Annotated in this window: 32 protein-coding genes and 1 tRNA gene; 28 read left to right on the forward strand and 5 right to left on the reverse strand. The window is 54.6% G+C overall.

The features are described from left to right. The first annotated feature begins 81 nt into the window (after positions 1–81). The 23 genes from C1A10_RS10680 (at position 82) to C1A10_RS10790 (ending at position 18,061) form a co-directional block, all read left to right on the forward strand. The gene (locus tag C1A10_RS10680; protein WP_101910248.1) at positions 82–576 is read left to right on the forward strand and encodes a hypothetical protein; all 495 of its coding nucleotides are present in this window, start codon (positions 82–84) and stop codon (positions 574–576) included. Beyond that, positions 560–1,834: a PBSX family phage terminase large subunit gene (locus C1A10_RS10685; RefSeq protein WP_101910249.1), complete on the forward strand. Its 1,275-nt coding sequence runs from the start codon at positions 560–562 to the stop codon at positions 1,832–1,834. The genes C1A10_RS10680 and C1A10_RS10685 overlap by 17 nt, the downstream gene beginning before the upstream one ends. Beyond that, entirely contained in the window at positions 1,828–2,985 is a 1,158-nt protein-coding gene (locus C1A10_RS10690; protein ID WP_101910250.1) for a phage portal family protein, read from the forward strand. The genes C1A10_RS10685 and C1A10_RS10690 overlap by 7 nt, the downstream gene beginning before the upstream one ends. After that, positions 2,982–3,926 (forward strand): hypothetical protein, encoded by a 945-nt coding sequence (locus tag C1A10_RS10695; RefSeq protein ID WP_101910251.1) that lies wholly within the window; start codon positions 2,982–2,984, stop codon positions 3,924–3,926. The genes C1A10_RS10690 and C1A10_RS10695 overlap by 4 nt, the downstream gene beginning before the upstream one ends. 36 nt (positions 3,927–3,962) lie before the next feature. Next, entirely contained in the window at positions 3,963–4,985 is a 1,023-nt protein-coding gene (locus C1A10_RS10700; RefSeq protein ID WP_101910252.1) for a phage major capsid protein, read from the forward strand. Between the two features lie 15 nt (positions 4,986–5,000). Next, the gene (locus C1A10_RS10705; RefSeq protein ID WP_101910253.1) at positions 5,001–5,351 is read left to right on the forward strand and encodes a hypothetical protein; all 351 of its coding nucleotides are present in this window, start codon (positions 5,001–5,003) and stop codon (positions 5,349–5,351) included. Then, the gene (locus C1A10_RS10710; RefSeq protein WP_101910254.1) at positions 5,351–5,686 is read left to right on the forward strand and encodes a hypothetical protein; all 336 of its coding nucleotides are present in this window, start codon (positions 5,351–5,353) and stop codon (positions 5,684–5,686) included. The genes C1A10_RS10705 and C1A10_RS10710 overlap by 1 nt, the downstream gene beginning before the upstream one ends. A 1-nt stretch (position 5,687) precedes the next feature. Further along, on the forward strand, positions 5,688–6,125 hold the full coding sequence (locus tag C1A10_RS10715) for a hypothetical protein (protein ID WP_101910255.1): 438 nt from the start codon (positions 5,688–5,690) through the stop codon (positions 6,123–6,125). Continuing rightward, positions 6,122–7,117 carry a hypothetical protein gene (locus C1A10_RS10720; RefSeq protein ID WP_101910256.1) on the forward strand — a complete coding sequence of 332 codons (996 nt, stop codon included), beginning with the start codon at positions 6,122–6,124 and terminating at the stop codon, positions 7,115–7,117. Before C1A10_RS10715 ends, C1A10_RS10720 begins: the two co-directional genes overlap by 4 nt. Before the next feature lie 12 nt (positions 7,118–7,129). Next, positions 7,130–7,528, forward strand: coding sequence for a hypothetical protein (locus C1A10_RS10725; protein ID WP_242968911.1), 399 nt, complete (start codon positions 7,130–7,132; stop codon positions 7,526–7,528). Continuing rightward, the gene (locus C1A10_RS10730; protein ID WP_101910257.1) at positions 7,525–7,896 is read left to right on the forward strand and encodes a hypothetical protein; all 372 of its coding nucleotides are present in this window, start codon (positions 7,525–7,527) and stop codon (positions 7,894–7,896) included. Before C1A10_RS10725 ends, C1A10_RS10730 begins: the two co-directional genes overlap by 4 nt. After that, entirely contained in the window at positions 7,889–8,224 is a 336-nt protein-coding gene (locus C1A10_RS10735) for a hypothetical protein (RefSeq protein ID WP_101910258.1), read from the forward strand. The genes C1A10_RS10730 and C1A10_RS10735 overlap by 8 nt, the downstream gene beginning before the upstream one ends. Next, positions 8,224–8,595, forward strand: coding sequence for a hypothetical protein (locus C1A10_RS10740; RefSeq protein WP_101910259.1), 372 nt, complete (start codon positions 8,224–8,226; stop codon positions 8,593–8,595). Before C1A10_RS10735 ends, C1A10_RS10740 begins: the two co-directional genes overlap by 1 nt. Continuing rightward, on the forward strand, positions 8,592–9,563 hold the full coding sequence (locus tag C1A10_RS10745; protein WP_101910260.1) for a hypothetical protein: 972 nt from the start codon (positions 8,592–8,594) through the stop codon (positions 9,561–9,563). The genes C1A10_RS10740 and C1A10_RS10745 overlap by 4 nt, the downstream gene beginning before the upstream one ends. A 21-nt stretch (positions 9,564–9,584) precedes the next feature. Continuing rightward, on the forward strand, positions 9,585–9,938 hold the full coding sequence (locus C1A10_RS10750) for a histidine kinase (protein WP_101910261.1): 354 nt from the start codon (positions 9,585–9,587) through the stop codon (positions 9,936–9,938). Continuing rightward, a complete protein-coding gene (locus C1A10_RS10755; protein WP_101910262.1) occupies positions 9,935–10,981 on the forward strand; it encodes a baseplate J/gp47 family protein in 1,047 nt (348 codons plus the stop codon). Before C1A10_RS10750 ends, C1A10_RS10755 begins: the two co-directional genes overlap by 4 nt. Positions 10,982–10,983: 2 nt before the next feature. Further along, complete coding sequence (locus tag C1A10_RS10760; RefSeq protein WP_101910263.1) at positions 10,984–11,580, forward strand: hypothetical protein; 597 nt, start codon at positions 10,984–10,986, stop codon at positions 11,578–11,580. After that, on the forward strand, positions 11,567–12,031 hold the full coding sequence (locus C1A10_RS10765) for a hypothetical protein (protein ID WP_101910264.1): 465 nt from the start codon (positions 11,567–11,569) through the stop codon (positions 12,029–12,031). The genes C1A10_RS10760 and C1A10_RS10765 overlap by 14 nt, the downstream gene beginning before the upstream one ends. A 132-nt stretch (positions 12,032–12,163) precedes the next feature. Then, positions 12,164–12,427 (forward strand): 30S ribosomal protein S20, encoded by a 264-nt coding sequence (gene rpsT / locus C1A10_RS10770; RefSeq protein WP_101910265.1) that lies wholly within the window; start codon positions 12,164–12,166, stop codon positions 12,425–12,427. 311 nt (positions 12,428–12,738) lie between these two features. After that, positions 12,739–14,019 carry a DUF4825 domain-containing protein gene (locus tag C1A10_RS10775; RefSeq protein ID WP_101910266.1) on the forward strand — a complete coding sequence of 427 codons (1,281 nt, stop codon included), beginning with the start codon at positions 12,739–12,741 and terminating at the stop codon, positions 14,017–14,019. Between the two features lie 131 nt (positions 14,020–14,150). Then, positions 14,151–15,269: a hypothetical protein gene (locus C1A10_RS10780; RefSeq protein WP_101910267.1), complete on the forward strand. Its 1,119-nt coding sequence runs from the start codon at positions 14,151–14,153 to the stop codon at positions 15,267–15,269. A gap of 137 nt (positions 15,270–15,406) precedes the next feature. Continuing rightward, a complete protein-coding gene (locus C1A10_RS10785) occupies positions 15,407–16,168 on the forward strand; it encodes a MerR family transcriptional regulator (protein ID WP_101910268.1) in 762 nt (253 codons plus the stop codon). Between the two features lie 132 nt (positions 16,169–16,300). Then, a complete protein-coding gene (locus tag C1A10_RS10790) occupies positions 16,301–18,061 on the forward strand; it encodes a helicase-related protein (RefSeq protein ID WP_101910269.1) in 1,761 nt (586 codons plus the stop codon). A 66-nt stretch (positions 18,062–18,127) separates the two neighbouring features. Here the strand turns inward: C1A10_RS10790 and C1A10_RS10795 are convergent, their stop codons facing one another. Together C1A10_RS10795 and C1A10_RS10800 are read right to left on the reverse strand one after the other, a co-directional pair. Continuing rightward, positions 18,128–18,346 (reverse strand): helix-turn-helix domain-containing protein, encoded by a 219-nt coding sequence (locus C1A10_RS10795; RefSeq protein WP_101910270.1) that lies wholly within the window; start codon positions 18,344–18,346, stop codon positions 18,128–18,130. Between the two features lie 198 nt (positions 18,347–18,544). After that, complete coding sequence (locus tag C1A10_RS10800) at positions 18,545–18,730, reverse strand: hypothetical protein (RefSeq protein WP_101910271.1); 186 nt, start codon at positions 18,728–18,730, stop codon at positions 18,545–18,547. An 80-nt stretch (positions 18,731–18,810) separates the two neighbouring features. Between C1A10_RS10800 and C1A10_RS18855 the strand changes: the two genes are divergently transcribed. Continuing rightward, a complete protein-coding gene (locus C1A10_RS18855) occupies positions 18,811–19,032 on the forward strand; it encodes a YlcI/YnfO family protein (RefSeq protein ID WP_278309122.1) in 222 nt (73 codons plus the stop codon). Positions 19,033–19,145: 113 nt separating this feature from the next. Here the strand turns inward: C1A10_RS18855 and C1A10_RS10805 are convergent, their stop codons facing one another. Next, positions 19,146–19,406, reverse strand: a complete 261-nt coding sequence (locus C1A10_RS10805) for a helix-turn-helix domain-containing protein (RefSeq protein ID WP_101910272.1) — start codon at positions 19,404–19,406, stop codon at positions 19,146–19,148. Between the two features lie 106 nt (positions 19,407–19,512). Between C1A10_RS10805 and C1A10_RS10810 the strand changes: the two genes are divergently transcribed. Next, positions 19,513–19,824 carry an AbrB/MazE/SpoVT family DNA-binding domain-containing protein gene (locus tag C1A10_RS10810; protein WP_101910273.1) on the forward strand — a complete coding sequence of 104 codons (312 nt, stop codon included), beginning with the start codon at positions 19,513–19,515 and terminating at the stop codon, positions 19,822–19,824. A gap of 151 nt (positions 19,825–19,975) precedes the next feature. On the opposite strand, the gene C1A10_RS10815 is transcribed toward C1A10_RS10810, so the two are convergent. Continuing rightward, positions 19,976–20,052, reverse strand: a tRNA-Arg gene (locus C1A10_RS10815). Positions 20,053–20,292: 240 nt separating this feature from the next. Here C1A10_RS10815 and C1A10_RS10820 point away from each other — a divergent pair. Together C1A10_RS10820 and C1A10_RS10825 are read left to right on the forward strand one after the other, a co-directional pair. Next, on the forward strand, positions 20,293–20,715 hold the full coding sequence (locus tag C1A10_RS10820) for a bis(5'-nucleosyl)-tetraphosphatase (RefSeq protein ID WP_101910274.1): 423 nt from the start codon (positions 20,293–20,295) through the stop codon (positions 20,713–20,715). A gap of 33 nt (positions 20,716–20,748) precedes the next feature. Beyond that, positions 20,749–22,122, forward strand: coding sequence for a TrkH family potassium uptake protein (locus C1A10_RS10825; RefSeq protein WP_180951096.1), 1,374 nt, complete (start codon positions 20,749–20,751; stop codon positions 22,120–22,122). Positions 22,123–22,170: 48 nt separating this feature from the next. On the opposite strand, the gene C1A10_RS10830 is transcribed toward C1A10_RS10825, so the two are convergent. Continuing rightward, positions 22,171–22,353: a hypothetical protein gene (locus C1A10_RS10830; RefSeq protein WP_101910276.1), complete on the reverse strand. Its 183-nt coding sequence runs from the start codon at positions 22,351–22,353 to the stop codon at positions 22,171–22,173. Positions 22,354–22,502: 149 nt separating this feature from the next. Between C1A10_RS10830 and C1A10_RS10835 the strand changes: the two genes are divergently transcribed. Beyond that, a complete protein-coding gene (locus C1A10_RS10835; RefSeq protein ID WP_101910277.1) occupies positions 22,503–23,366 on the forward strand; it encodes a pyridoxamine kinase in 864 nt (287 codons plus the stop codon). The last annotated feature ends 44 nt before the right edge of the window (positions 23,367–23,410 follow it).

Here is a 23,410-nt window from a genome sequence, read left to right on the forward strand (position 1 = left end):
AATTCTAATATTTTTAGGAATTTATGCATAAAAGCGGAAAAACGGGTCGGTTTTTGCTGTCAGGTTGAAAGGAGGCTGGCAATGAAACAGTCACAGGAGGAAAAACGAAAAAGCCTGTTCTGCTTTTACACCGCGAGAGGGTATTCTCCGGAGGACGCCGCAAAGACTGCGGGCTATCCGCCGACGGAATGCGGCGAACAGGCCGCACTTCTGCTGGAACAGGCACAGATCAGGCGCCGGTGCAAAAAGCTGTCGCGGGAGCTGAAATGGTGTTCGCCGGAGGCTCTGGCAAGAGCAGGGCTGGAGCGTCTCGCGCTGGCAGGGGCTGACGGGACCGCCGAACTTCTGCGGGACGACGGCGAACTGAACAGCGGGGCCGATTTCTTCAATGTATCGGAGATCAGGCGGCCGAAAGGCGGAGGTTTGGAAATCCGGTTTTTCGACCGGCTCAAGGCGCTTTCGCTGCTGGCGGAACTCGGCGGCGACAGTTCCGACAACGCGGGTTCACTGCTGGACGCGCTCAGCCGAAGCGCGCGCAAACTGGAGGATGGGGACGAAGATGGCGCAGCAGTTTAAGCGCTTTTCCCCCAAGCAGATGACTGCGCTCAGCTGGTGGTGCCCGGAAAGCAGGTTCCGGGATCGGGACGCGATTATCTGCGACGGCGCGGTGCGCAGCGGGAAGACGCTCTGCCTGTCCATCGGGTTTGCCGTCTGGGCGATGACGGCCTTTCACGAGCAGAGCTTCGCTCTGTGCGGAAAGACGGTGACCTCCCTGCGGCGCAATCTGGTTCTGCCGCTTCTGGGTCATCTGCGCGCCTTGGGGTTTTGCTGTGAGGAGCGGCTGAGCCGGGGATACCTTGATATTTCCTCAGGGCGCAGGCGCAACCGGTTTTATCTGTTCGGCGGACGGGACGAGGGCAGCGCCGCCCTGATTCAGGGAGTCACGCTTGCCGGGGTGCTGCTGGACGAAGCGGCATTAATGCCGCGCTCCTTCGTGGAACAGGCGCTTGCGCGGTGTTCCGTCGAGGGCGCAAAGTTCTGGTTCAACTGCAATCCCGAGCACCCCTGCCACTGGTTCTACACCGAATGGATTCAAAAAGCCGGGCAAAAAAACGCGCTCTACCTGCATTTTACCATGCGGGACAACCCTTCCCTTTCCCAAAAGGTGCTCAGGCGCTATGAAAGCCTCTATTCCGGCAGCTTTTACGAACGGTTTGTTCTGGGCAAATGGGTGGCGGCGCAGGGGCTGGTTTATCCGATGTTCAGCGAGCAGACCCATGTGGACAGGCAGATTCCGGAATGCGGGAGGTTTTTCATCTCCTGCGACTACGGGACCGTCAACCCGATGTCGATGGGTCTCTGGGGGGAGAAGGACGGGATCTGGTACCGGATCGCGGAATACTACTATTCATCTAAAGCCGCGGGCGCGCTCAAAACCGACGAGGAATACCATGAAGAGCTGCGGCGGCTGGCAGGCGGCAGGAAAATCGAGGCGGTCATCGTCGATCCGTCAGCGGCGAGCTTTCTGGAGTGCATCCGCAGGCACGGGGATTTTCATGCGATACCGGCCGATAACGATGTCGCCAACGGCATTCGGACTGTCAGCACTTTGCTTGGGCAGGGGCGGCTCAGGTTTGGGGCCGGCTGCCGGGACTGCATCCGGGAATTCGGGCTGTACCGCTGGGACGAACGGGCGGGGCGCGACTGCCCGGTTAAGGAAAACGACCACGCGATGGACGATGTGCGCTATTTCGTTATGACGGCGCTGATGCATGAAAACAGCGGGTTTTTCGCGGCCAGCGTGGGACGTGAAACAGAAGGAGGGAAATGGTGAAATTCTCTGATTTATGGACCCGGGGCAAAAACGCGGCCAGCGTGCAGACGGCACGGCAGCCGGTTTTCGGCTGGGATGCCGCGGTTCCGCTCTACGCGCGGGACTGTGCGGTTTACGACGGGCTGCGCCGGTCGATTCCCGTTATCGACGCGGCCATTGACAAGATTGGAAGGCTCGTGGGCGGGTGCGCCCCCGTCTGCCCGGATATAGCGGCGCAGGCAGAACTGGAACGGTTTTTCTGCGAAGTAGCGGTGGGGGCTTCCTCGCAGGGGATGGAGAGCTTTCTGTGCTGCTATCTCGACAGCCTGCTGACCTACGGCAGCGCGGTAGGGGAAATTGTTCTGACGCGGGACGGGCGGTCAATCGCGGGGCTTTACAACGCGCCGCTGCGCAGTATTGTTTTTCGGCATACGGACGACCCATTCGGCGTACAGATCTGCACGCTGAAAAACGGCCTGACGCCGGTTCCTGCGGTTTGGCCGGAGCTGATCCTGTTTTCGGCGCTCAACCCGAGGCCGGGCGAAATTGCGGGGTGTTCCCTGCTGGACAGCCTGCCGTTTGTCTGCGAGGTGCTGGAAAAGATCTACGCGTCTATCGGGCAGAATTTTGAGCGGATTGCCAACCTGCGCTTTGCGGTGACCTATAAGCCAGGCTCCAGCCCGGTTGACCGCGCCTGCGCGAAGGAGATCGCCGCTTCGATGGCAAAGGAATGGGCGGACGCGATGAGCGCCGCAAAATCCGGCGTCATCAAGGATTTTGTCGCGGTGGGCGATGTAGACATTAAGGTCATCGGCGCGGATAACCAGATGATCGACACAGAGGTGCCGGTGCGGCAGATGCTCGAACAGATTGTGGCGAAACTGGGCATTCCGCCGTTCCTGCTGGGGCTGAATTGGTCGACCACCGAGCGGATGAGCACCCAGCTTGCGGATATCCTGACCTCCGAGCTGGAGAGCTACCGCAGGCTGCTGACACCGGTGCTGATTCGGATCTGTACGGCGTTCCTGCGGCTGCGCGGCTATACCTGCGGCGTGGAGATCGCATGGGACAGCATCAACCTACAGGACGAGCTGGAACTGGCAAACGCGCGGCTCACCGCGCTCGAAGCCGACAAGCTGGAACAAGAACTCGGAAAGGGGAACAAGGCATGAAACAGGTGGTGATTCTGAAATCGGCGGAAAGCGCTCCCGCCACGGCGGAACAGCTGGAGAAGATCAACCGGTATACACGCAGGGATTTAAATGCAGACGAGGTCTATGTTTTTTCGCTGGTGCTCTGCGACAACGAGGTCGACCGCGATTACGAGCGGTTCCCGACCGAATCGCTGCAAAAGCTGGCGGAACTGTATCTCGGCAAAACCGGTATCTTTGACCATAACCCCAGGGGGGAGAACCAGACGGCGCGCATCTTTGAGACGGCACTTGAACGGGACGAAACCCGCACAACACAAACCGGCGAACCTTACTGCGCCCTGCGGGCGTGGGCGTACATGGTGCGCTGCAAAAAAAATGCCGACCTGATTCTGGAAATCGACGCAGGCATCAAAAAGGAAGTCAGCGTCGGCTGCGCGGTGGAACGGACGGAATGCTCGGTCTGCGGCGCGGATACGCGCGGGAATCCCTGCGCGCATGAAGCGGGCAAAAAGTACGGTGGTGAGCTCTGTTACCGTTCCTTAATCAATCCAACCGACGCCTACGAGTGGTCGTTTGTGGCGGTACCCGCCCAGAAGCAGGCGGGAGTGACAAAAGGTGTGATTTCCCCGGACGGCGAACTGCTCAAGTCGTTGGAACAGGGCGGTGTTACGCTCAGCAAGGCGCAGGCAGACGAGCTTGCAAAGCAGTTCCGGGAACTGAACGTGCTGGCGGAGGAAGGGCGCAGACGGGTGCGAGAGCTGCGGCGCGGCTTTGTTGCGGCCGGGGCGTTTGCCCTGCCCGGTGTGGACGCGGAAGTTCTGGGGCAGGTCGCGGAAAAACTGGACGTGGGGCAGCTCGAAGCGCTTTGCAAGGGAATGCGGGAAAAACTGCCGCCCATTTTGCAGCTGGGCGGCGAAGCGGATTCGGAAAAACCCGACAACGGCGCATTCCTGATCTAAAGCAATAGAATGAATAAATTTAACGGAGGTTTTTCAATGAATTATCAGAACATCAGGCTGGACAAATCCATGTATAAGGGCGGCGTACCGTTTTCCGCGCAGCTGGAAAAGCTCGACCCGTCCCAGAACTATGCCGGGACCGAGTTGGCGGGGCTGGACGCGTTTCAGCGCCAGCTCAAGCGGTTTGATATCAGGGTAAGCGGGGCCGCGAGCGATTCCATCTCCAAATTTTTCAGCACAGGCGATTCGGCCGCGCTGTTCCCGGAGTATGTGCAGCGCGCTGTGATGCAGGGGGCAGACGAAAGCGCCGTGATCAACAGTGTGATCGCGTCCAAGACGATCATCAACTCACTGGATTACCGCACGATCGCCACCGATACGGGGCACGATGTGGAAGCGGCGGTTGTCGCGGAGGGTGCCGTAATTCCCCAGACGGTTATCAAGCTGAAGGACAACCTTGTCCGGCTGACGAAGCGCGGACGCATGCTGGTGGCCTCGTATGAAGCGATCAAGTTCCAGCGCATCGACCTGTTCACGGTCACCCTCAAACAGATCGGTGCTTACATCACAAGGGCACAGCTGAAAGACGCTGTCGATGTCCTGATCAACGGGGACAGCCCGAACGACGCAAACGGCAATAAAGCGGAGGTGCTTGCCACCCAGAATACCGGAACGCTGACCTATGACGATCTGCTGAACCTGTGGTCCAAATTTGAGGATTTTCGCATGAATACGATGATCGTATCGCCCGATATGATGCAGAAGCTGCTGACCCTCAGCGAACTGTGCGACCCGATGGCGGGGCTCAATTTTTCCGGCAGCGGTATGATCGGCACCCCGTTCGGCGCAAGCGTAATCAAATCCACCGCTGTTCCGGAGGGGACAATTGTCGCGCTGGATAAGAATTTCGCGCTGGAAATGGTAACCGCAGGAGATATTACCGTGGATTATGACAAGCTGATCGATTCCCAGCTGGAACGCGCGGCGGTGACTTCGACTTCCGGATTCGCGAAAATTTTCCCGGAGGCCACAAAAGTGCTGCGTCTCAAAACTGCTTAAAACGGAGGGCGTCTGATGGAACTTGAACAGGTATATCAGCAGTTTGCGCGGTTTGCGGGGCTGGATGCGGAAGCAGGGCGTGTATGGCTTCCGCTTTGTGAGGCGGCAGTTGCAAAACTGCGCGGGATGCTCGCTTCCGGCGCGGAGGAAAACGACGCAAGGCTGGTTCTCGCGGTGGCGGGCGAAGCGTACTATCAGTACGCCCTTGCCCGCGGCACCGACGCCCAAAGCGTCAAAATCGGTGAAATTTCGGTTTCGTCGCAGAGCGGGACGGGCGCGCAGTCCGTCCGCGCCCTGCGGGACGAGCTTTTAGCGGGTGCGTCGTCTCTGCTGGAGCCTGCGGACGGGTTAAGGCAGGTGCTGTAATGGAAATTCAGGCGGATATCCGGAATGCTTTACAGGCACTTGGCGGGGAAGTCAGCCTCGAAAAAGACGGCGCGGTCTATCTCTTTTCCGCCTGCATTCAGCCGGACGCATACCAGACACAGGAGGGCAGCCGCTCTCCGCAGACCCGGTTCGGAAAAGCGGACCCCCGGCAGTATCTGTATTACGGCCCGCTGGAAAACGGCGGCGAACTGGTGGAGGACGGAACGCTGCTCAGGCAGGGAGAAACGGTCTATCTGGTGCAGATCTGCCACGATTTCTTCTGGCAGGGGGAAGCGGTTTACAGGCGGGCTGTGCTGAAAAGGCAGGAGGACTGACATGGAACAGCTGTTGAAAATCAGGCATGACGCGGCGGAGTATCTGAGGGAAGCGCTTTCGGACATGGATGTAGCGGTTACCGAGGACTACCCGGAGCATGAAAGATTCGTGAAAAAAGAATGTATAGCCGTCGGCCTGGACACGGCGGAGCTCTGTGGCAGCCAGGTGCGCCTGACACTGCGGTTTGACCTGCTGGGGCAGGACGGTGCGGACTGCCGCCGGTTATTTGACCGGCTGTGTGAAGTTCTGCTTTATCGGAAGAACGGGATGGGGGTCAGCAAAATTGCCTGCGGGGAACTGCGGGCGGATGAAACCCTGTCCGGCACGGTGCTGACGGCGAAAGCGGAGCTGGCCGGCATTTTGGAGGAAGCTGAGGAGGAAGACGGAGAGCCGATCAGCGGTGTGATGATCAAAAGTGAGGAAGTGGAAACAGCATGACAGAACTGCCAAAAACATTGCGCCCCGGGGTATTCATCTCCGCCGACATAGCGCCCGCCTGCTGCGGAACAACGCGTGCAGGGGCGGCGGTCGTGGCGCAGGCCGAATCCGGCGAGGCAGGTAAAGCCATCAGGCTGGAGACTGCCGCCGACGCGCGGCAGTTCGGCGCGGACAGCGCGCTTTGCAGAATGGCGTCCATTCTGCTGGAGGCCGGTGTTTCGCCCGTCTGGGCGGTGCCCGCCGGCGCGGATTATGAGGCGGCCTACGCCGCGTGCGAAGCGATGGAGGATATTCTAACAGTGACGGGGGACGGCGGCGCGCAGGCGCTTTGCGCCCATGTGGAACGCTGCCGCGAAAACGGGAAGGAACGGGTGGGAATTCTGCCCGCGTCTCCCGTGGAGGCGGCGTGCGCCGCCGCAAAAGAGGCCAACAGCCCTTATATGGTTTTCGTCTGCGACGGCGGAACAAAAACGGAGATGACTGCGGCGGCGTTTGCGTCAGCGGTCATGGCAGCTCCCGCGGGGGAAAACCTCAACGGGACAACACTGCCGCCTACGGAGTTTGACGGCGCGCTTTCCGACGGCCAGATAGAAGCGCTGCTTGGGTCGGGCGTAACGCCGGTGGAAAGGATGGATGCAAAAGCGTCGGTTGTGCGGGCGGTCACGAGCTGCACTTCCATACTGGGCAGACAGACGCGCGCGTTTTCCAGCCTTTCCGCGATACTTGCGGCGGACGATGTGGTGCGGACAATCCGGCAGGCGATACGGCTTCGCCTGAAAGGTATGAAAAACACGGCGGTCACGCGGGAAAGCGTTGCTTCGCAGATCGTGGTGGAGCTGGAAAACAAACGGGCGCAGGGCGTGATCGACAGTTATCTGCCGCCGGTGGTGAAGCCCCATCCGGAAGACCCGTCTGTCTGCGTCGTTACGCTGCGGTTTCGCGCCGCGCCGGAAATCAGCCAGATTGTCATATCGGCGCAGATTTTGCTCTGAGGCGGCAGAAATTTGAAAGGACAGAAGGTGTTTGGATTGATCACTTTTCCCACGAGCAGGGATATTTACATCGAGGTTGACGGCAGGCGTCTGGCGGCCGCGCAGAGCTACAAAGCCAAAAGCACGCAGGACAGCCGTTCGGTGGAGGCGTTCGGTTCCTCCGAGCCGGTCGGTACGGTGGGCGGTAAAGTCCGCCATCTGCTGGAACTGACCCGTGTGCGCCTGCTGGACCCGGCGGGGCAGGATTTCTATGGGCTGGATGATTTTAACGTGGTGATCGTCAAGCCCGACCGCAAAATCATCTATTCCGGCTGCCGGTGGCTCTCGATTGACGAAACGGTGAACCTGGGTGACCCGGTTTACGAAACGCTGTCGCTGGTGGCATGCCGCAGGCTGGAGGTAGGCCTGTGAGCGCGCAGAAGCTGCCGGAAAACCGGTTTCGCGTGCGGTATCTGGGACGTGAGTTTTGCTTTTGCAGGCAGAGCGCGCTGGAACAGATTGAGCAGCGGGGGCTGGCCGCCCGCCTGACCCCGCTGCTGCTGGCGGGCGGTGTTGAGGCCGCGCAGGCGCAGGCACTGGCCTGCAACTGCACGCTGCTCTGGCAGGTGCTGGAGGGCGGGGAAGCCGGAAATGTACCGGAAGACATTCTGCGCCGGTTCACACTGGGGCAGATCGCGGACCTTTGCGCGCTTTATTTTGAGCAGGGCGATTTTACCGAATCCGGGGTCAGCGAGCGTTATGATGCGGATGAAATCCGGGGAGGCGAACAGGATGGTTAACCTTTCAGCCGAACTGGCGCGGAACCTGGAAGTCTACAACCGGTATTACCAATCGCGCGCGGCGGTGGACTCTCCGGACAAGGTGGATGTCCCCATGGTGGGCGACTCTTATATGGACACCGAAAAGCCGGTGGGAACAGACAGCGCGCGGGAAACGGAGCAGGCAGAGCCATCCGTTTTCGGGAATGACGATGAGGTTACGGAAGTTACCTACCGTTCCCCCATTCCGGGTGACCTCGATTTTCTGGGGCTGATCAATGACCGGCTCAAGACGCAGTCCCGCCGGTATCCGCACCCGATTACCAATGAAATGGAGGAGGTGGGCTGATGGCTTTCAATCTTCAGTTTGGGAATTATGTGTTCGCACACAATCCCCGCAAAATCGAACTGGTATGCGCACAGAAGCTTGCGGCTTACCTCCTGCCTTTTTACGGCACGGTTACTCAGAACCTTGGAGCTGGCTGCCGGAGCGTACGCTGTGAGGGCGAGGTATTTGCCGCCGACGCGCGCGAAGCGGCTGAGGAAGCGGCCGCAATCGGAGCGCTGCGCGGCAGGGAGGAACTGCTCTACCTGCCGACGGGAGAACGCTTTTGCGCGGTGGTTTCCCGGTTTTCCTGCACGGCGCAGGGGGATGGCAGGGTGCTCTCCTACCGGATAGACTTTTGCGAAACGGACAGCGCGGGGGAGGCGGAGGAATGAGCATAGTACCGGAAAACCTCACCTTTTATGGTCTGGACCGGGATCTGATGCGTGTGAACCTGCCGCGCCCGCTGGAATTTGAGCTGGTGAAGTCGTTTGATTCGCCCGCACACTCATTTGAGGGGGATTTTCCCTGCGGAACGGCGTATCCCGAATTCATGTATGTGGAATTCTGGGACGGACAAACGCGGCTGTTCCGGGGGCTTGTCGATGAACAGACGGTAACGGAGAACGACGGTGGTCGGCGGTTCAGGCTGATTGCGCGCAGCAGGGGTTCTCTTCTGCTGGATAACGAGGCCCGACCGCAGACCTATCAGAATGTGGATTTGCAGGACATTTTTGAAAACCACATCCGCCCTTACGGGTTTTCGGAACTGAATGCACAAACCCTGCCGTTGTTCAATGTTTTCCCTGTTCTGAAAGGAACAAGCGAGTGGGAAGTATTTTATAATTTCTTTCGCAACAGCGGCCACGGGGTTGCCTATATCAACGACGAAAACAAAGTGATCTGCTGTGAACACCCCGATACCGGCGTGATACACAGTATTTCCAACCGGGATCCCGCCGCAATGCGTTACAGCAGCCTGAAAATCGTGAACAACCGGTATTCGCCGGTAACGGAGTATATCATCCGTGACCAGGACGGCGCGTACAGCTATTCCTATCAGAACCCCGATCAGACAACGGGGCTGACCCGCAGACGGTATCTGATCCCGTCAGGGGAGTTTATGGACGCATCTTATGCCGGATGGTTTGAGGCGTTCCTGCGGATCAAACGCTCGATGCTGGGCAAACAGGTGATTACCGCGACGGTTCCGGGCTATCAGGCGGCCTCCCTTTGTGACAGGGTCAATCTGGATGCGGGCCTTTGCCGGTATGACGGGCTGTTTGTCCATCAGCTTCGCTGGAAGCTGTCCGCCGGAGGCGTTTCCACCACGTTTACCCTGATCGACCCGCAGTATATTTGATGCAGAAAGGATGAGACAACGATGGATGTTCTTCTTGAGAACGGCGATATCGTTCTAGATCACCGGGGCATGCCGGTGCAGGTAAAAGGAAAACGCGAACTGGCGCAGCGTGCCGTCATCCGGCTTGCGGTCAAACGCGGCTCCCTGCCCGATCATCCGGAATTCGGCAGCAGGCTGCACCGGCTGGGACAGACAGGCTCCCGGGAGCGGTTGGACCAGGCGGCGCTTGCGGCGGTACGCGAAGCGCTCGCGCCCATCAGGGAACTGAAAGTGCTCTCCGTGGGCTGCCATTACGACGGGGAAAACAGCCGCCTTTCCGTCCGGGTACGCGCGGCGGCGGAGGAAGGCCCCATTTCATTGGAGGTGACCCTATGACGGAAGCCGATTTTTATCAGGCGATGGAGGCAAAATACCGGGAACTGACAGGGGTCACACCCGATGCGGCTTCCGATACCGCGATCCGGTTTCACACGCTGGCGGCGGAACTGGAGCGCTTTTCCGAAAGGCTTGAGGAGGCGGAAAAACAAAGTTCCCCCCGCACAGCTGTGGGCGAAGCGCTGGAACTGCATGCCGAGAGCAGGGGTATCTTTCGAAAGCCCGCCTCTTACGCGACAGGTACAATTGTATTTTCCCGTGCGGGTGCAAAGGGCGCGGCAATTATCCCGGAAGGGACCGTCTGCGCGGCAGCGGATGGCACGGACTATGTCACCGCCGGGCCGGCGGAGTTCGGGGAAGAGGATATACAGGTTTCGGCGGCGGCAAGGGCTGTCCGTGCCGGAGCCGCAGAGAATGCGGCTGCCGGCGCGATTGTCCGGGTCCGGCAGGTTTTGGGATTTTCTGCGGAAAACCCGGAGCCGTTCACAGGCGGGTGCGACGCTGAAAGCGACGAAGCCCTGCGTCGCAGGGTGCTGGACGCTTGCTCTGCACCGAACACCGGCATTAATCTTGCTTTTTACCGGCAGGCCGCCCAATCGGCGGACGGCGTGCAGTCCGCGTCCTGTGTTGCGGGTGCGGGTCCCGGCGAAGTGATCGTTTACCTTGCGGGGAATGGAAACGGGCCGGTGCCGGAGACCGTAAAAACAGCGGTACAGGAAAAACTGAACCGGATGCGGGAACCGTTTGCCAAAATCGTTGTGCAGGATGCGGCCATTCTTTCCACAGATAGTTCACTGGCGGTGGAAAAAACGCAAGGCTCAAAAGCGGCCGACGTATGTGAAGCGTTACAGGCTGCCGTGCAAAAGAAGCTTTCGGGGCTTGCGGCCGGTGAAAAGCTGACGCTGGCGGCGCTTACGAGGGTAATTGTGCAGAGCGGACTTGCGGAAAACTGGAAGATTCTTTCTCCCGCACAGGATGTGATCCCGGACGCCTCGCAGGTTGTGCGCGCCGGTACCGTGACGGTAACGGAATGGGGGGCTTAGGCATGGGACTGTTTCAGGCGACCGCGGCGACGGGGCTATATCGCCTGCGTGCCGGGGACGCGGTAGTAAACGAACTGCTTGCCCTGCAGGCGGGGCTTGACCTGATTACGCAAAGATTGCAGTCATTTGAGCGGTCATCGTTTCCCGGCCTTATGAGCAGGGCGCAGCTTGAGCAAGCGTTTGCGCTCTGTCAGCTGGAGGTGCCGGAAGAAACGTGGGACGAAACCCTGCGCCGCGCGCTGAAAGCACTCACGGCACCCTGCGGGTGCAGTCTGGAAAGTATAGAGGCGTTTTTGGGAAAATTAGGTGCGGACATCACATTGGAGGAGCAATCGGACACACGTCGCATCACTGTGAAAGGAGCCGTGGGCGGATTGCTGCGGGACAGCAAGGCCTTATGTGATCTGCTCGCGAAGCTGCTTCCCCCCGACGCTGTCATTGAGGAAGCGCTGGGGGTGCTGAGCTGGGAGATGTTCGACGGGTTTGACATCCCCTTCGGTGCGCTGGACGCACGGGATTTTACATGGACATGGCTGGAAACCAGCGGCCATCTGCTGGAAAACGAGACGGAAGGACGGGATGAAAATGGCCAGCAGTAACAGCACGGCGAACCTGCATCTCAACCAGTGGCTGGGATCGGACAAGCCGAAAATGGAGGATTTCAACAGCGACAACAGAAAACTGGATGAGGCTCTGGGAGCTCACCTTGCCGATGAGGAACGGCACATCCGGGCGGAGGAGCGGCTTTCCTGGAATGCGGGAATCCCTGTCGTGGGCACCTACACCGGCGACGGCCAGAGCTCCCAGCGGATAACGCTTGGATTTTTCCCGTCTTTCGGAATGGTGTTTGCCATAGACCAGGCGGTGGTTCGTGTGTCAGGCAGCAATGTGATTCTATTTACTGCCTTTCTGGGGCCAAACGGCGCATCGATCGGCGTTTCGGCGAACGACACCGGATTTGATGCCTATTATGCTCCCACGGCAATCGGCGGACGGATCACAAATATGAATGTTGCGGACGTCGTATACCAGTACATTCTGTTTCGCTAGGTGATAAAACAATCGGGAACAGGCGCTTTGACCGCCTGTTCCCGTAAAATTTTTTAGTTGCGGGTATTGATTTCTCTGAAAAATTGTGCTATTATAACTTGTACTGTCTAGTAAGTCAAGGAGGTGTAACCTATGCCGAACATTAAATCTGCAAAAAAGAGAGTGCTTGTCAGCGAGAAAAAGGCTCTTCAGAATAAAACTCTTAAGACCAATCTCAAAACTGTTTTGAAAAAAGCCGATGCAGCTGTTGTCGCTGGTGCTGCCGACAGCGCCGAAGCAGTTAAAGTGGCAATCAAAAAGGTGGATCAGGCTGTAGCGAAGAATCTGCTGCATAAAAACACTGCTGCACACAAAAAATCCGCGCTGATGAAGAAGCTCGCTGTTGCTTCCAAATAAGCAGACGGCTGGGCGAACACATCTGTTTTGAAACACTGTCACCATTGGTGGCGGTGTTTTTGTGTTCCCATAAAAAGATATTGTTTAAAACAGGAAATGCTTGACAGGGCCAGTCTATCGTGATAGGCTGGCCCTGGGTCTACTTGGGTAGACAGGAGGCGTCTTATTTGGATCAGGATTTAAAGCTGTACGCCGCGGAAATCCGGCTTGCCGGCATGGTGTGGGAACACGAGCCTGTTCAGTCCGGTGAGCTTGCGAAATGATGCGGACGAAATCAAACAGCTGATTGACCGGGTTAGGGAGGGGTAGCGTTGAAAACAAGGATTGGACGCGTTTTCCGGTGTATGCTGTATATGAGTATTGCCGTTTCGCTTGTGGTTGTTGTGTTGATGCTGCTTGCCAATCCGAACGGCAAGCCCGCGGTATCGACGGTTGAAGCAGCCGTTCCGGAATATAGCGAGACTGAAAAATTTGCCGCAAAGCTGCTGCAATATAAAACCGAGTATGTGGGCGATAACTCCAGGGTTGGCGGAATCCTCTCCCTTTTGCCGTATCCGGACGGAATTCAGCAGGATCATTTTGCGCTGGAAACCGGCGGTGAGCCGTATGGAATCTCCGTTTATCTGAAAGCGGAACCCGGCACTTTTGAACAATACGGTTCGGAGGAATCACAGGCTTCCTTCGCGAAAGACGCGTATCTCCTTTTGGCGCTGGTGGGAAATGCAGACCATATAAACTTTGTCCTCACCGATGGAAGCCGTGAGATGGAACTGCGGTATACGAGGGCGCAGGCGGATGCCGCCGCCGGCAGGGATGTGCGCGAATTTGCCGCAAGCGAAGCCGGATTGGGCAAGCTGGTTTCCGCTGCCGAGCCAGAACTCGCTGAAAATGACCCCTTGTATTCCGTTATGAAGCTGGGGCGGGACGGGATGGTTCTGACAGCCCGTTCGCCCCTTTCCGCTATGGAAACGGAGCTTGCAAAACAGGCGATTTTTAACTATCTGGTCAAATCCGCCGCTGCTCCGGCGCAGGATATCGCTTCGCTGCCCTACTGTTATCTGATCCGTACGTCCTACGAGGACGGGACGGTTTCCGATTACTATGCGTTCACGCTCGACGGGTTCGCCTATATGCAGGGTGGGAAGAGCGGGCGATACAGCAGGCTGGATGACACCCTTTATTACGCGCTGGCGGCGATGACAGACGGTCAGGATTCGCCGACGGATGTCGTTCAGGCTCATCTTGAAGCGCAGAAAGCCACAGGCGCTGTCATCAGCATGGCGATACAGTCTACATCGGTCTCACCCGAGGAAACTGACCGCGTGCGGAAAATGTATGCCGGCAGTGAGCTTGCAAAGACAAACGGCTGGTCGGATGATTACGTTAAAAACAATCTGCTCGCGGTTTTTGCGAAATATACCGTGGATTATGATAACACGAAGGTGCCCTATCCCGAGGGAGCGCTGGAACAGTATTTTTACCTGACCAGAAAAGATGAACAGTCCTCCTGGGCTGTATGGGACGCGATGAGCCCGTCCGATCAGAAAGAAACTTCCAGACTGATTGAGCAGACATATACAGTTCAAAAATAAATCAGAAAATTTTGGGGTATTTTTTGGAAATTCTCGCAACAAATCTCCATTTACTTCCACTGCTATTATGTTATAATGATAAAAAGCAATCATTGTATTGAAATAAAAGTATGAAAAGAAGGGTGACAAAAATGAACCTGATTCGGAAAAGATTGACTTCTATCGCCCTCGCGGCAGTCATGACCGTGAGCACCGCTGTCGTGGCCAGTGCTGCGGCTGCCCCTCTGCCTTATGGCGTGAGTGTTTCGGGGAAAAATCTGTCTTTGACCAAAAACAGCAAGGCGGTCGCTTCCTATACGCTGAAGACTGCTGATCTTTCACTGACCAGCGGAAAAACCGGTTCCCTTCTGCTCTGCTTTACCGATTCCACCGGCAAGAGCCGTGCGATTTCATTGGGCAGCCAGACCGCGCTGACATTGGAAGGCAAGCTGGACTCCCTCTCCGTCCAGAAGGCGCTGGACGACGGTGTGGCCGTATCTCTTGGCACCACCGCTGATGTTGCGAAGTTTATCGTTTCATCTCCCAATCAGATCGCGGTCAGCGGTAAGGTTTCCGCAATGACCCTTTCCGCGGCAGCAAAAGTGACTGTGAAAAAAGGCGCGTCCGTCGCCAAAACGGTTAAGAGTGATTCCAAGGCCACTGTGACGGTTGAAAAGGGTACCACCGCTGCTCCCGCCGCAGTCAGCAAACCCACAACCTCTACATCCAAAACGACTTCCGGCAGTTCTTCCAATATCCGCCTGAAGATCGACCCGATCGAGGGCGACGAAGGCGACCGACTGATGGATCTGGTGGATGAGCTGAACTCCAATGTCTATGCTTACGATGCGTACACGGATGATATTATCGACGGAAAATGCACCTGGAACAATTCCCGTTACGCTGAAGTCGACGATGACGATGAGAGCTATTCCTTTACCTTCACACCCGATGATGATGATTTAGCACCGATCAAGGGAAAAATCACCATCTATGTAAAAGGCGCTTTCGGTGACGTTACCCTGCAAATTGGTACGATTAAGGCCCAGGAAGGTGACAAACTGAGCGACCTCAAAGATGAGCTGGAAGATGCCGTAGAGGCATTGGATGACAATGGCGACATTGTCGACGGCACCTTCAAGTGGGATTCCTCCGGCAGCACCGAGGTGCGTGAGGATCACAGCTACGGCTTTACCTTCAAGCCCAAGAAGAGTTCCCGCTATGACAGCGAGGACGGCAGTATCAAAATTGTGTTTGAAGATAAAGATTAAAATATTTTATAAATTATCTGTTGAAAATCCCGGCTCTTTTATTCAAGAGCCGGGATTTTTTCCTATAATTTCAAATAATATGGGTTGACATTGACGTTGCGTCATAGTCTATACTGAGTATGTCAGGAGGGATTGAGATGGAATACACCGTCAAGGCGCTAGCTCAAGTAGCGGGTGTCAGTGCACGGACACTGCGCTATTACGACCAGATCGGGCTGCTGGCACCCGGCCGTGTCTCATCGTCCGGCTACCGGATCTACGGGCAGGCACAGGTGGATACGCTCCAGCAGATTCTGTTCTACCGGGAGTTGGGGATGCCGCTGGAGGAAATCAAAAAACTGATTTCCGACCCCGGCTACGACTCCCTCACCGCTCTGGAGGATTATCGCGCGGAGCTTCTGCGGCGGCGGGAACGCCTTTCCGTCCTGATTGGAAATGTGGACAAAACCATACTGGCTCAGAAAGGACTGACTGAAATGAACGATAAAGAGAAATTTAAAGGATTTAAAAAGGACCTGATTGATCGGAATGAAAAACAGTACGGCGCGGAAATCCGTGAAAAATACGGAGAGCAGACCGTGAAGGAAAGCAACCGGAAACTGATGAATCTCTCTCAGGAAGAGTATGACCGCATGCAGAAAACCGGGGAGGAAATCAGCCGGCTTCTTGAACAGGCGGTGCGCGAAAACGCAGACCCCGCCGGCGAGGAAGGCAAAAAGATTGCCGCCCTGCACAGGGAATGGCTGGGCTTTACCTGGCCGCAGTATTCCCCCGAGGCACACGCCGGCCTGACACAGATGTATGTGGACGATGAGCGGTTTACCGCTTATTATGACAAAAACGTGAAAGGCTGCGCCGCTTTTCTGCGTAAGGCAGTGCTTGCATGGCTCGGTATGTAAGCTAAACCGGAAAGAGGCATCCATAGGATGCCTCTTTCTGTTCTCTTCTTTCTGTTTGCCGAATTCCATAAATAAAGGTACAATTATCCCGTATAATAAAGAATGCAAATTTATAGAGCGGTTGGATGAAAGATGAAAAAAAATCAAAGGGCCATGCGGGAATTTGAGAAACTGAAATCGCAGCTTTCTCAGACGAGGAATATTGTCCGGCATTCCAAGGATGCCAACCTCTGGAACCACGAGGCGAGCGTCCGGAAAAAAATAAAAGCGCTGGCACAGCTGCAGGACAAGAGCATCCGCGGATACCGGGGCCTCTATGAGGACTGGGTTCGTCTTCTGGATGAAATATCTGTCAGACTGCTCGCGCATTATAATAAAAGAAACGGTACGAATTTTCAATTCGGGGAAATCGTGGAAAAGGACAGGGCGGGATATCTCAGCTCCGGTATCGTTGCGGTTCTGATGTCGAGCCATATTCCTGATCTGGTCGCGGAGGAATTCAAAAAATACTTCCCCAAAAATCCCAAGGACGAATATCCGCGTGCGCGGGCTATGCAGAGAACCCTGCATCTGCATCTCGGGGAAACCAATACCGGAAAGACCTATAACGCGATTCAGCGCCTCAAGCAGGCGGGAACCGGCGTCTATCTGGCGCCGCTCAGAATTCTTGCGCTGGAAATTTATGAAAGGCTCAATCAAGAGGGAGTCCCCTGCAACCTGATCACCGGTGAGGAAGAACTTCTTGTGGAGGGGGCACGCCACGTCAGTTCCACGGTAGAGAAACTCAGCTTGGACCGGGAATATGATGTGGCGGTCATTGATGAAATCCAGATGATCGGCAATTCCCAGCGGGGGCAGGCCTGGTCCCGCGCGCTGCTGGGGCTGCGGTGCCCGGAAATCCATGTATGCGGTGCACTGAACGCCAAAGAGCTGCTGCTGAAAATCATTGAAGACTGTGAAGACCAATATGACATCCGGGAATATACCCGGTCGGTCCCGCTGGAGCTTTACGACCGCCCGTATGAGTTCCGGGATGTGGAAAGAGGCGATGCGCTGGTCGTCTTTTCTAAACAGCGTGCACTTGAAATTTCCAAGTATTTTCTGGACAGGGGAATCAAGACCAGCATTATCTATGGGGATCTTCCGCCCGAGGTACGCAAAATCCAGTATGACATGTTCATCAGCGGAGAAACCAGCATTCTGGTCACCACCGACGCCATCGGTATGGGCGTCAATCTGCCGATCCGCAGAATTATCTTTATGAGCCTGCAGAAGTTTGACGGCGAGGAGGTCCGTTATCTCACCTCGCAGGAAATCAAGCAGATCGGCGGGCGCGCGGGCAGGCAGGGCATCTACGAGATCGGGTATGTCGGCGTCAACAGCCTTGACCAGTCGTTCATTGCGGAAAGCCTGGAAAAGGAGGACGTTCCGGTCAGCCAGGCGGTAACCGGCCCAAGCGAGGCCATCCTGAAAATCGGGAGCCTTCCGCTCAGCCAGAAGCTTGCGCTCTGGAGCACACGGCACGAAACCGTGAGCCATTACAGAAAAATGGATATTCGGGACTATCTGCTGATTCTGGAAGCGGTCAAAAACTACCGCCTGCCGGAAGAAGACCAGTTTAAACTGATGCGTCTGCCGTTCGATGTCAACAGCGACGAACTGCTCGACTGCTTTCTCGATTATGTTGAGGAATTTTTCATTGGTCACTGCGCGGAAATTGCCAAACCCAAATGCGGCGATCATACGCTCACCGGCTTGGAGCTGTATTATCAGAAGCTCAATTTGTATTATTCCTTCTCGAAAAACTTCAGCCTCGAGTTTGATGAGCTGTGGGTCTATCGGGAGCGGGCGCTTTTGAGCGACAAGATCAACCAGTTGCTAATCCACTTATGAAAAATATGGATAGAAAAATAAAACAGCGGTATAACGTTTGGCGCTATACCGCTGTTTGAATTTGGACTATCGGTTGATTTTTTGATTGTTGGTACGTCCAAGAATATAATCCACGCTTACGTCATAGAAATCTGCCAAGGCGCACAAAACGTGCGGCGGAACCATCCGCTGGCCGCTTTCATAATAGGCGTAACTGCGCTGAGGGATATTGATTGCCTTTCCGACTTTTTCCTGCGTTAAATCTGCATCCTCGCGCAGTGCACGAATACGCTCATATTTTTCCATTAACATCACCAATATCAGTATAGATAAGAACAATTTGTTCTACTGACATATTGAACATATTGTTCTAAAATATACCTTAGGTGAGTGTAATGCCAGATTATAAAGAACTGTGCTTGAAGATGTTACAGGCCTTCGGGCAGACTGATCTTGGTTCATTTGAGTTCAGCGCCACGTAAGGGAAAGAGATTTTGTTTTAGTTCATTCCTGCATTTCATTCGACTTACGTTGTATCAGCTGAATCACCGGCTGTGCTGAAAGTGGGTCTTCCCCCGCTGCCAGCCATCCGGCCTTGAAGGCAATTCTGACCATCGAAAAGAGAGCATTTTCCGTAGCGTCATATTTTTTCCGATCAAGGAACTGTTCAAAAGTTTCCTCAAAATCCATGCCCTGCATCATCTTAACAGAATGATATTGGTTCTTTCTGGGCGATGCAATACATTTGCAATGCATAAATCGTAAGGCGTATGTATTACAATCAATCTTGTAAATTGCAGTGTAGGGGTAATTTTGTGAGCAAGTTCCAGATTCCTCGAATACCAGCTACTACAAACAAAACCATACGCTTTCCAAACGACCTTATAGAGCGGGTTGAAGCCACTATATCGGGGAAAGAATGTACGTTTTCAGCCTTTGTCATTGAAGCGGTTCGTGTCGCGCTACAGGACATCTGCGGAGGAGATGAATAACCCATATCCGAATCTGGTTTTGCTACAAAGAAATCATAAACATATGAACGAAAGCGGGCGAATGATTTTTCATTTGCCCGCTTTTGAAAATTACTTTGGAACAATGATGTTCGTTATCCCCGATTTACCAAAGAATTCGTATATTCGATAATATCTTCCACCCGGCAATCAAGCACAAAACAAATCCGGGCAAGGATATCAGTATCAATCTTTTCCACTTGATCATTGTACCACTTATTCACAACTTCAAATCGCGCATCGATTCTGCGGGCAAGATGATTTCTGGTCATTCCACGGGTATCCAACTGTTCCTTCAGCTTGAGCCTTATCCGTCCATATTCTTTCCGCTGCAGTATGGAATTTGTTTCACTCATATCAGTATTACCCCCTCAATGATACTACCTTAAAAGTTACTCCTTAACTATATACATGTTTTAAGTTACTATATAAATAGTATGACCAGATTAGGAGGAGCTTAAAGTGAAACAAACCGGGATAATTAAAAAACTGGATGAACTGGGAAGGATTGTTATACCAATCAAGGCAAGACGGGCATTAGGGTGGGTAGACAATACCCCCATCGAAATCAGTCAGTTTAAGCGGTACATTCTTCTGCGCGAGTGGGGAGACAGCGAAATTACACCTGTTGAACCAAGACGGGGAAGCCCTGTCCTGAAGGAACTGATAGAGATATTAAGCGAATTGTCGGATGAGGACATGCTTCTTGTGTTGAACCTTTTACGCCGTTTGGCAAGAACAGCCGAAGTATCTGAGGATAACCAGAACACTTAATGTATCTCAGCCTGCAGAAAAAGAAGCCCTGTAACGCTTCGGTTACAGAGCTTCTTTTTTGACAAGTCAGGTGAATATAGGTGCCCCGTTATCGGGTGCAAAACAAAGAAAAAACGCTGAACCCAGATGCGAATTGGGTCCAGCGTCACGTTGGCGCGCCTGAGGGGATTTGAACCTCCGACCTACCGCTTAGGAGGCGGTCGCTCTATCCTGCTGAGCTACAGGCGCATAGCCTAATTATTATAGTGCAGGCCATGCAGTTTGTCAACCTGAACCCGATTTCCCATTATGAAATTATTATGAAAAAAATGGGTGGGTACTTTTAAAAGCATCCGCATCGTGGTATATTATTAATTGTGTATTCCGCGCTTATGGAGAGGCGGATGTGGTGCCGGAAGCGTGTTGGCAGGCACCGCCTGAAAAAGAGGGCGTCGTTTTGCGGCGTCCGCGAGAGGATTGTGAAACTGATTGATCAAAGAAAAATCATGCGGGGCGCTGGTTTTCCGAAAAAACGCCGGAAATACGGAGCTTCTGCTTATAAAGCACCGCTGCGGCGGGCACTGGTCTTTCCCGAAAGGACATGTGGAATCCGGTGAAAATGAGCTGCAGACCGCGCTGCGGGAAATTAAAGAGGAAACAGGGCTGGAAGTTTCGCTGATGGATGGGTTTCGCCAGAGTGTTGAATATTTTCCGAAGCCTCATGTAAAAAAACAGGTTGTATATTTTTTAGGAACACCGGATGGGGACGATACCGTCCGGCGGCAGGAGGAAGAGATCAGCGAATATCGCTGGTGCCTGTTAGAGGATGTCGAAGGGATGGTCACTTTTAAAAATGATAAAAAACTGGTAAACGAAGCCAAGCGTTATCTGGAACGGCGAGACGACCTGTAAGGCGAACACCACAATAAGGGAAGGCGATTCATTTTGAGCAACCCCGCGTCGGCCAAAAAGTTTTTGTTTTCGTCTCCCACCAGAACGATTACGTTAAGCTTTGCGGCGGTCATTTTATTGGGCACACTGCTTCTTATGCTGCCGGTATCCAGCCGGCAGCAGGCGGCGACGCCGTTTCTTGACTGCCTTTTCACCGCGACTTCCGCTACCTGTGTCACCGGGTTGGTTGTTTATGACACTTATATGCACTGGTCTTTATTCGGCCAGAGTGTGATTCTCTGTTTGATTCAGATCGGCGGGCTCGGATTGGTCACCTTTACCGTGTTTTTTCAGGTTCTGATCCGCAGAAAAATCGGGCTGCGGGGGATGCATCTGGCACAGGAGTCTGTGGCTTCAATCGACGCGGATATTGCTTTCCTGCTTAAAGTTGTCGTTTCAACGGCGCTGCTTGTGGAACTGGCCGGCGCGCTGGTTTTAATGACCGCATTTATTCCTGCTTATGGAGCGGACGGAATTTATATCTCCGTCTTTTTGGCGGTTTCCGCTTTCTGCAATGCAGGCTTTGATGTCCTGGGGCGCGAGGCGCCCTATGTTTCCCTGTCAAACTATAACAGTCACCCCGTTGTTCTGATTACGATCGGGCTGCTGATCATCATCGGGGGGATCGGCTTCATCGTGATTCATGATATGATTGCGGCGCATAAAAACCATCGTCAGCCGACATTGCATACCCGCATTGTGCTTGTGATTACAGGGATTTTGATTGTGCTGGGAATGCTGATGACCGCTTCGCTTGAATGGGAAAACCCCGCAACGCTGGGTGCTCTGCCGTCTACGGGGCAAAAGCTGCTTGCTTCCTGGTTTCATTCGGTGACCTGCCGGACGGCGGGCTTCAATACGATCCCCACCGACGCGCTCTATGATATTACAAAATTATTATCGAGTCTCCTGATGTTCATCGGCGCTGCGCCCGGTTCGACGGGCGGCGGCATCAAGTGTACTACCGCCGCGGTTATTTTTATGACCGTTTACTGTGTGATTCGCGGCGACGAGGATACAACTATTTTTCACCGCAGGGTGGGGAAAAGTGCTGTTTATAAATCGCTTGCCGTCGGAATCCTCGGCGGGCTTGCTGTCGCAGTCACTACCGGCTGTATGGTTGCCACAATGCGTGAAACCCATGCGGTAGGCGGGGTAGACGCATTGTTCGAGAGTGTGTCGGCATTTGCAACCGTTGGCCTTTCCACGGGGATCTCTGTGGTAGCAAATACCCTGTCAAAAATTTTGCTGATTTTCTTAATGTATATCGGCCGGCTTGGGCCGGTTACGTTTTTTCTTTCGCTGGCCATGCGCCCGACCGCAAAGCGGAGGGAAATTCTGCCCGAAGGCAAAATCCAAATCGGATAATTTATGTAAGAAACGCGGGAAGCCTTCCCGCGTGCAAAGGGTTGGCTGTCAGCGCATCATATACTCCACGCTGTCCAGCATGCTTCCGAGTGTTTTGATGGCTTTCGCTGCGTTTTTTTTGATTTTTCTGCCTGTGTTTGGTCCGCGGTGACCGGACATCATATAAGCCGCGGTGCCGGCTGCCATAGCTACGGCCAGTCCGGTAACGGCAGTGGTTGCTGTTTTGTTCATAATTTCCCACCTCCCGGTTTTTTAGCGATTGCTCGCTTTTCTATTGTAACCCGCGGCCAAAAAATCATTACGCAACTTTCTGGAAACGGGATTTCCTCACTCCTCCGATTTCTCAAAAAATTTCAAATTTTAAAAAAGCAGGTGAATTCATGCAAAACCGTCCGCCGCGCGTTGCCGCTATTCACGGCCTTGCTGGCTTTGGAAGAAGCTCACTGGCCGTCGTAATTCCCACGCTTTCTTCTATGGGGGTACAGGTCTGCCCGGTTCCGACCGCCGTCCTTTCCACCCACACAGGCGGCCTTGGGGATGTGGAATACCGCGACCTGACCGACTACATACGCCCGTGCGTGGAGCACTATAAGCGTCTGAATCTGGAATTTGAAGCGATCTATTCGGGGTTTCTGTCCAATCCGTCCCAGGCGGATGATATGAAAGCTTTTATCGCCGAGTATCCCCATGCGCTCGCGGTGGTGGACCCTGTTATGGGGGATCACGGGAAGCCCTATCGCACCTGCACTCCCGCGCTGAGGGAAAAGATGCGGGCGCTGGTACAGTCGGCGGATATCATTACCCCCAATCCAACCGAGGCCTATCTTCTGCTGGGCGAAACCTATCAGCATGAACCGTTTACAAGGCAGAAGCTGAAAAGTATGCTTGCACGCCTCTCGGAGCTCGGTCCGCGCTATGTCGTCATTACCGGCGTGGAGATGACTTCCGGCGAGTGCGCAAATGTTGGCTATGATAAAGGCCAGAACGCTTATTGGTATGTTGGTTATGACTACGTTCCCATTGCCTATCCCGGAACCGGGGATATTTATGCCAGCGTGCTGACCGGTTCAATGGTTACCGGCGACAGTTTCCCCATCGCGATGGACAGGGCAACCCGTTTTGTGGAGCTTGCTATTAAAATTACATTCAGCTACGGGACAGACACCCGTTACGGCGTTATGCTGGAAAAATGCCTTGAATGGCTGACGCACCGGGAAATTCTGAAAAATTACCAGCTTCTGTAAGACAAAAATAGCCGGCCGCTTCACGCGGCCGGCTATTTTCAAAC

This window comes from Marasmitruncus massiliensis (genome assembly GCF_900186535.1).
GTDB lineage: Bacteria > Bacillota > Clostridia > Oscillospirales > Ruminococcaceae > Anaerotruncus > Anaerotruncus massiliensis_A.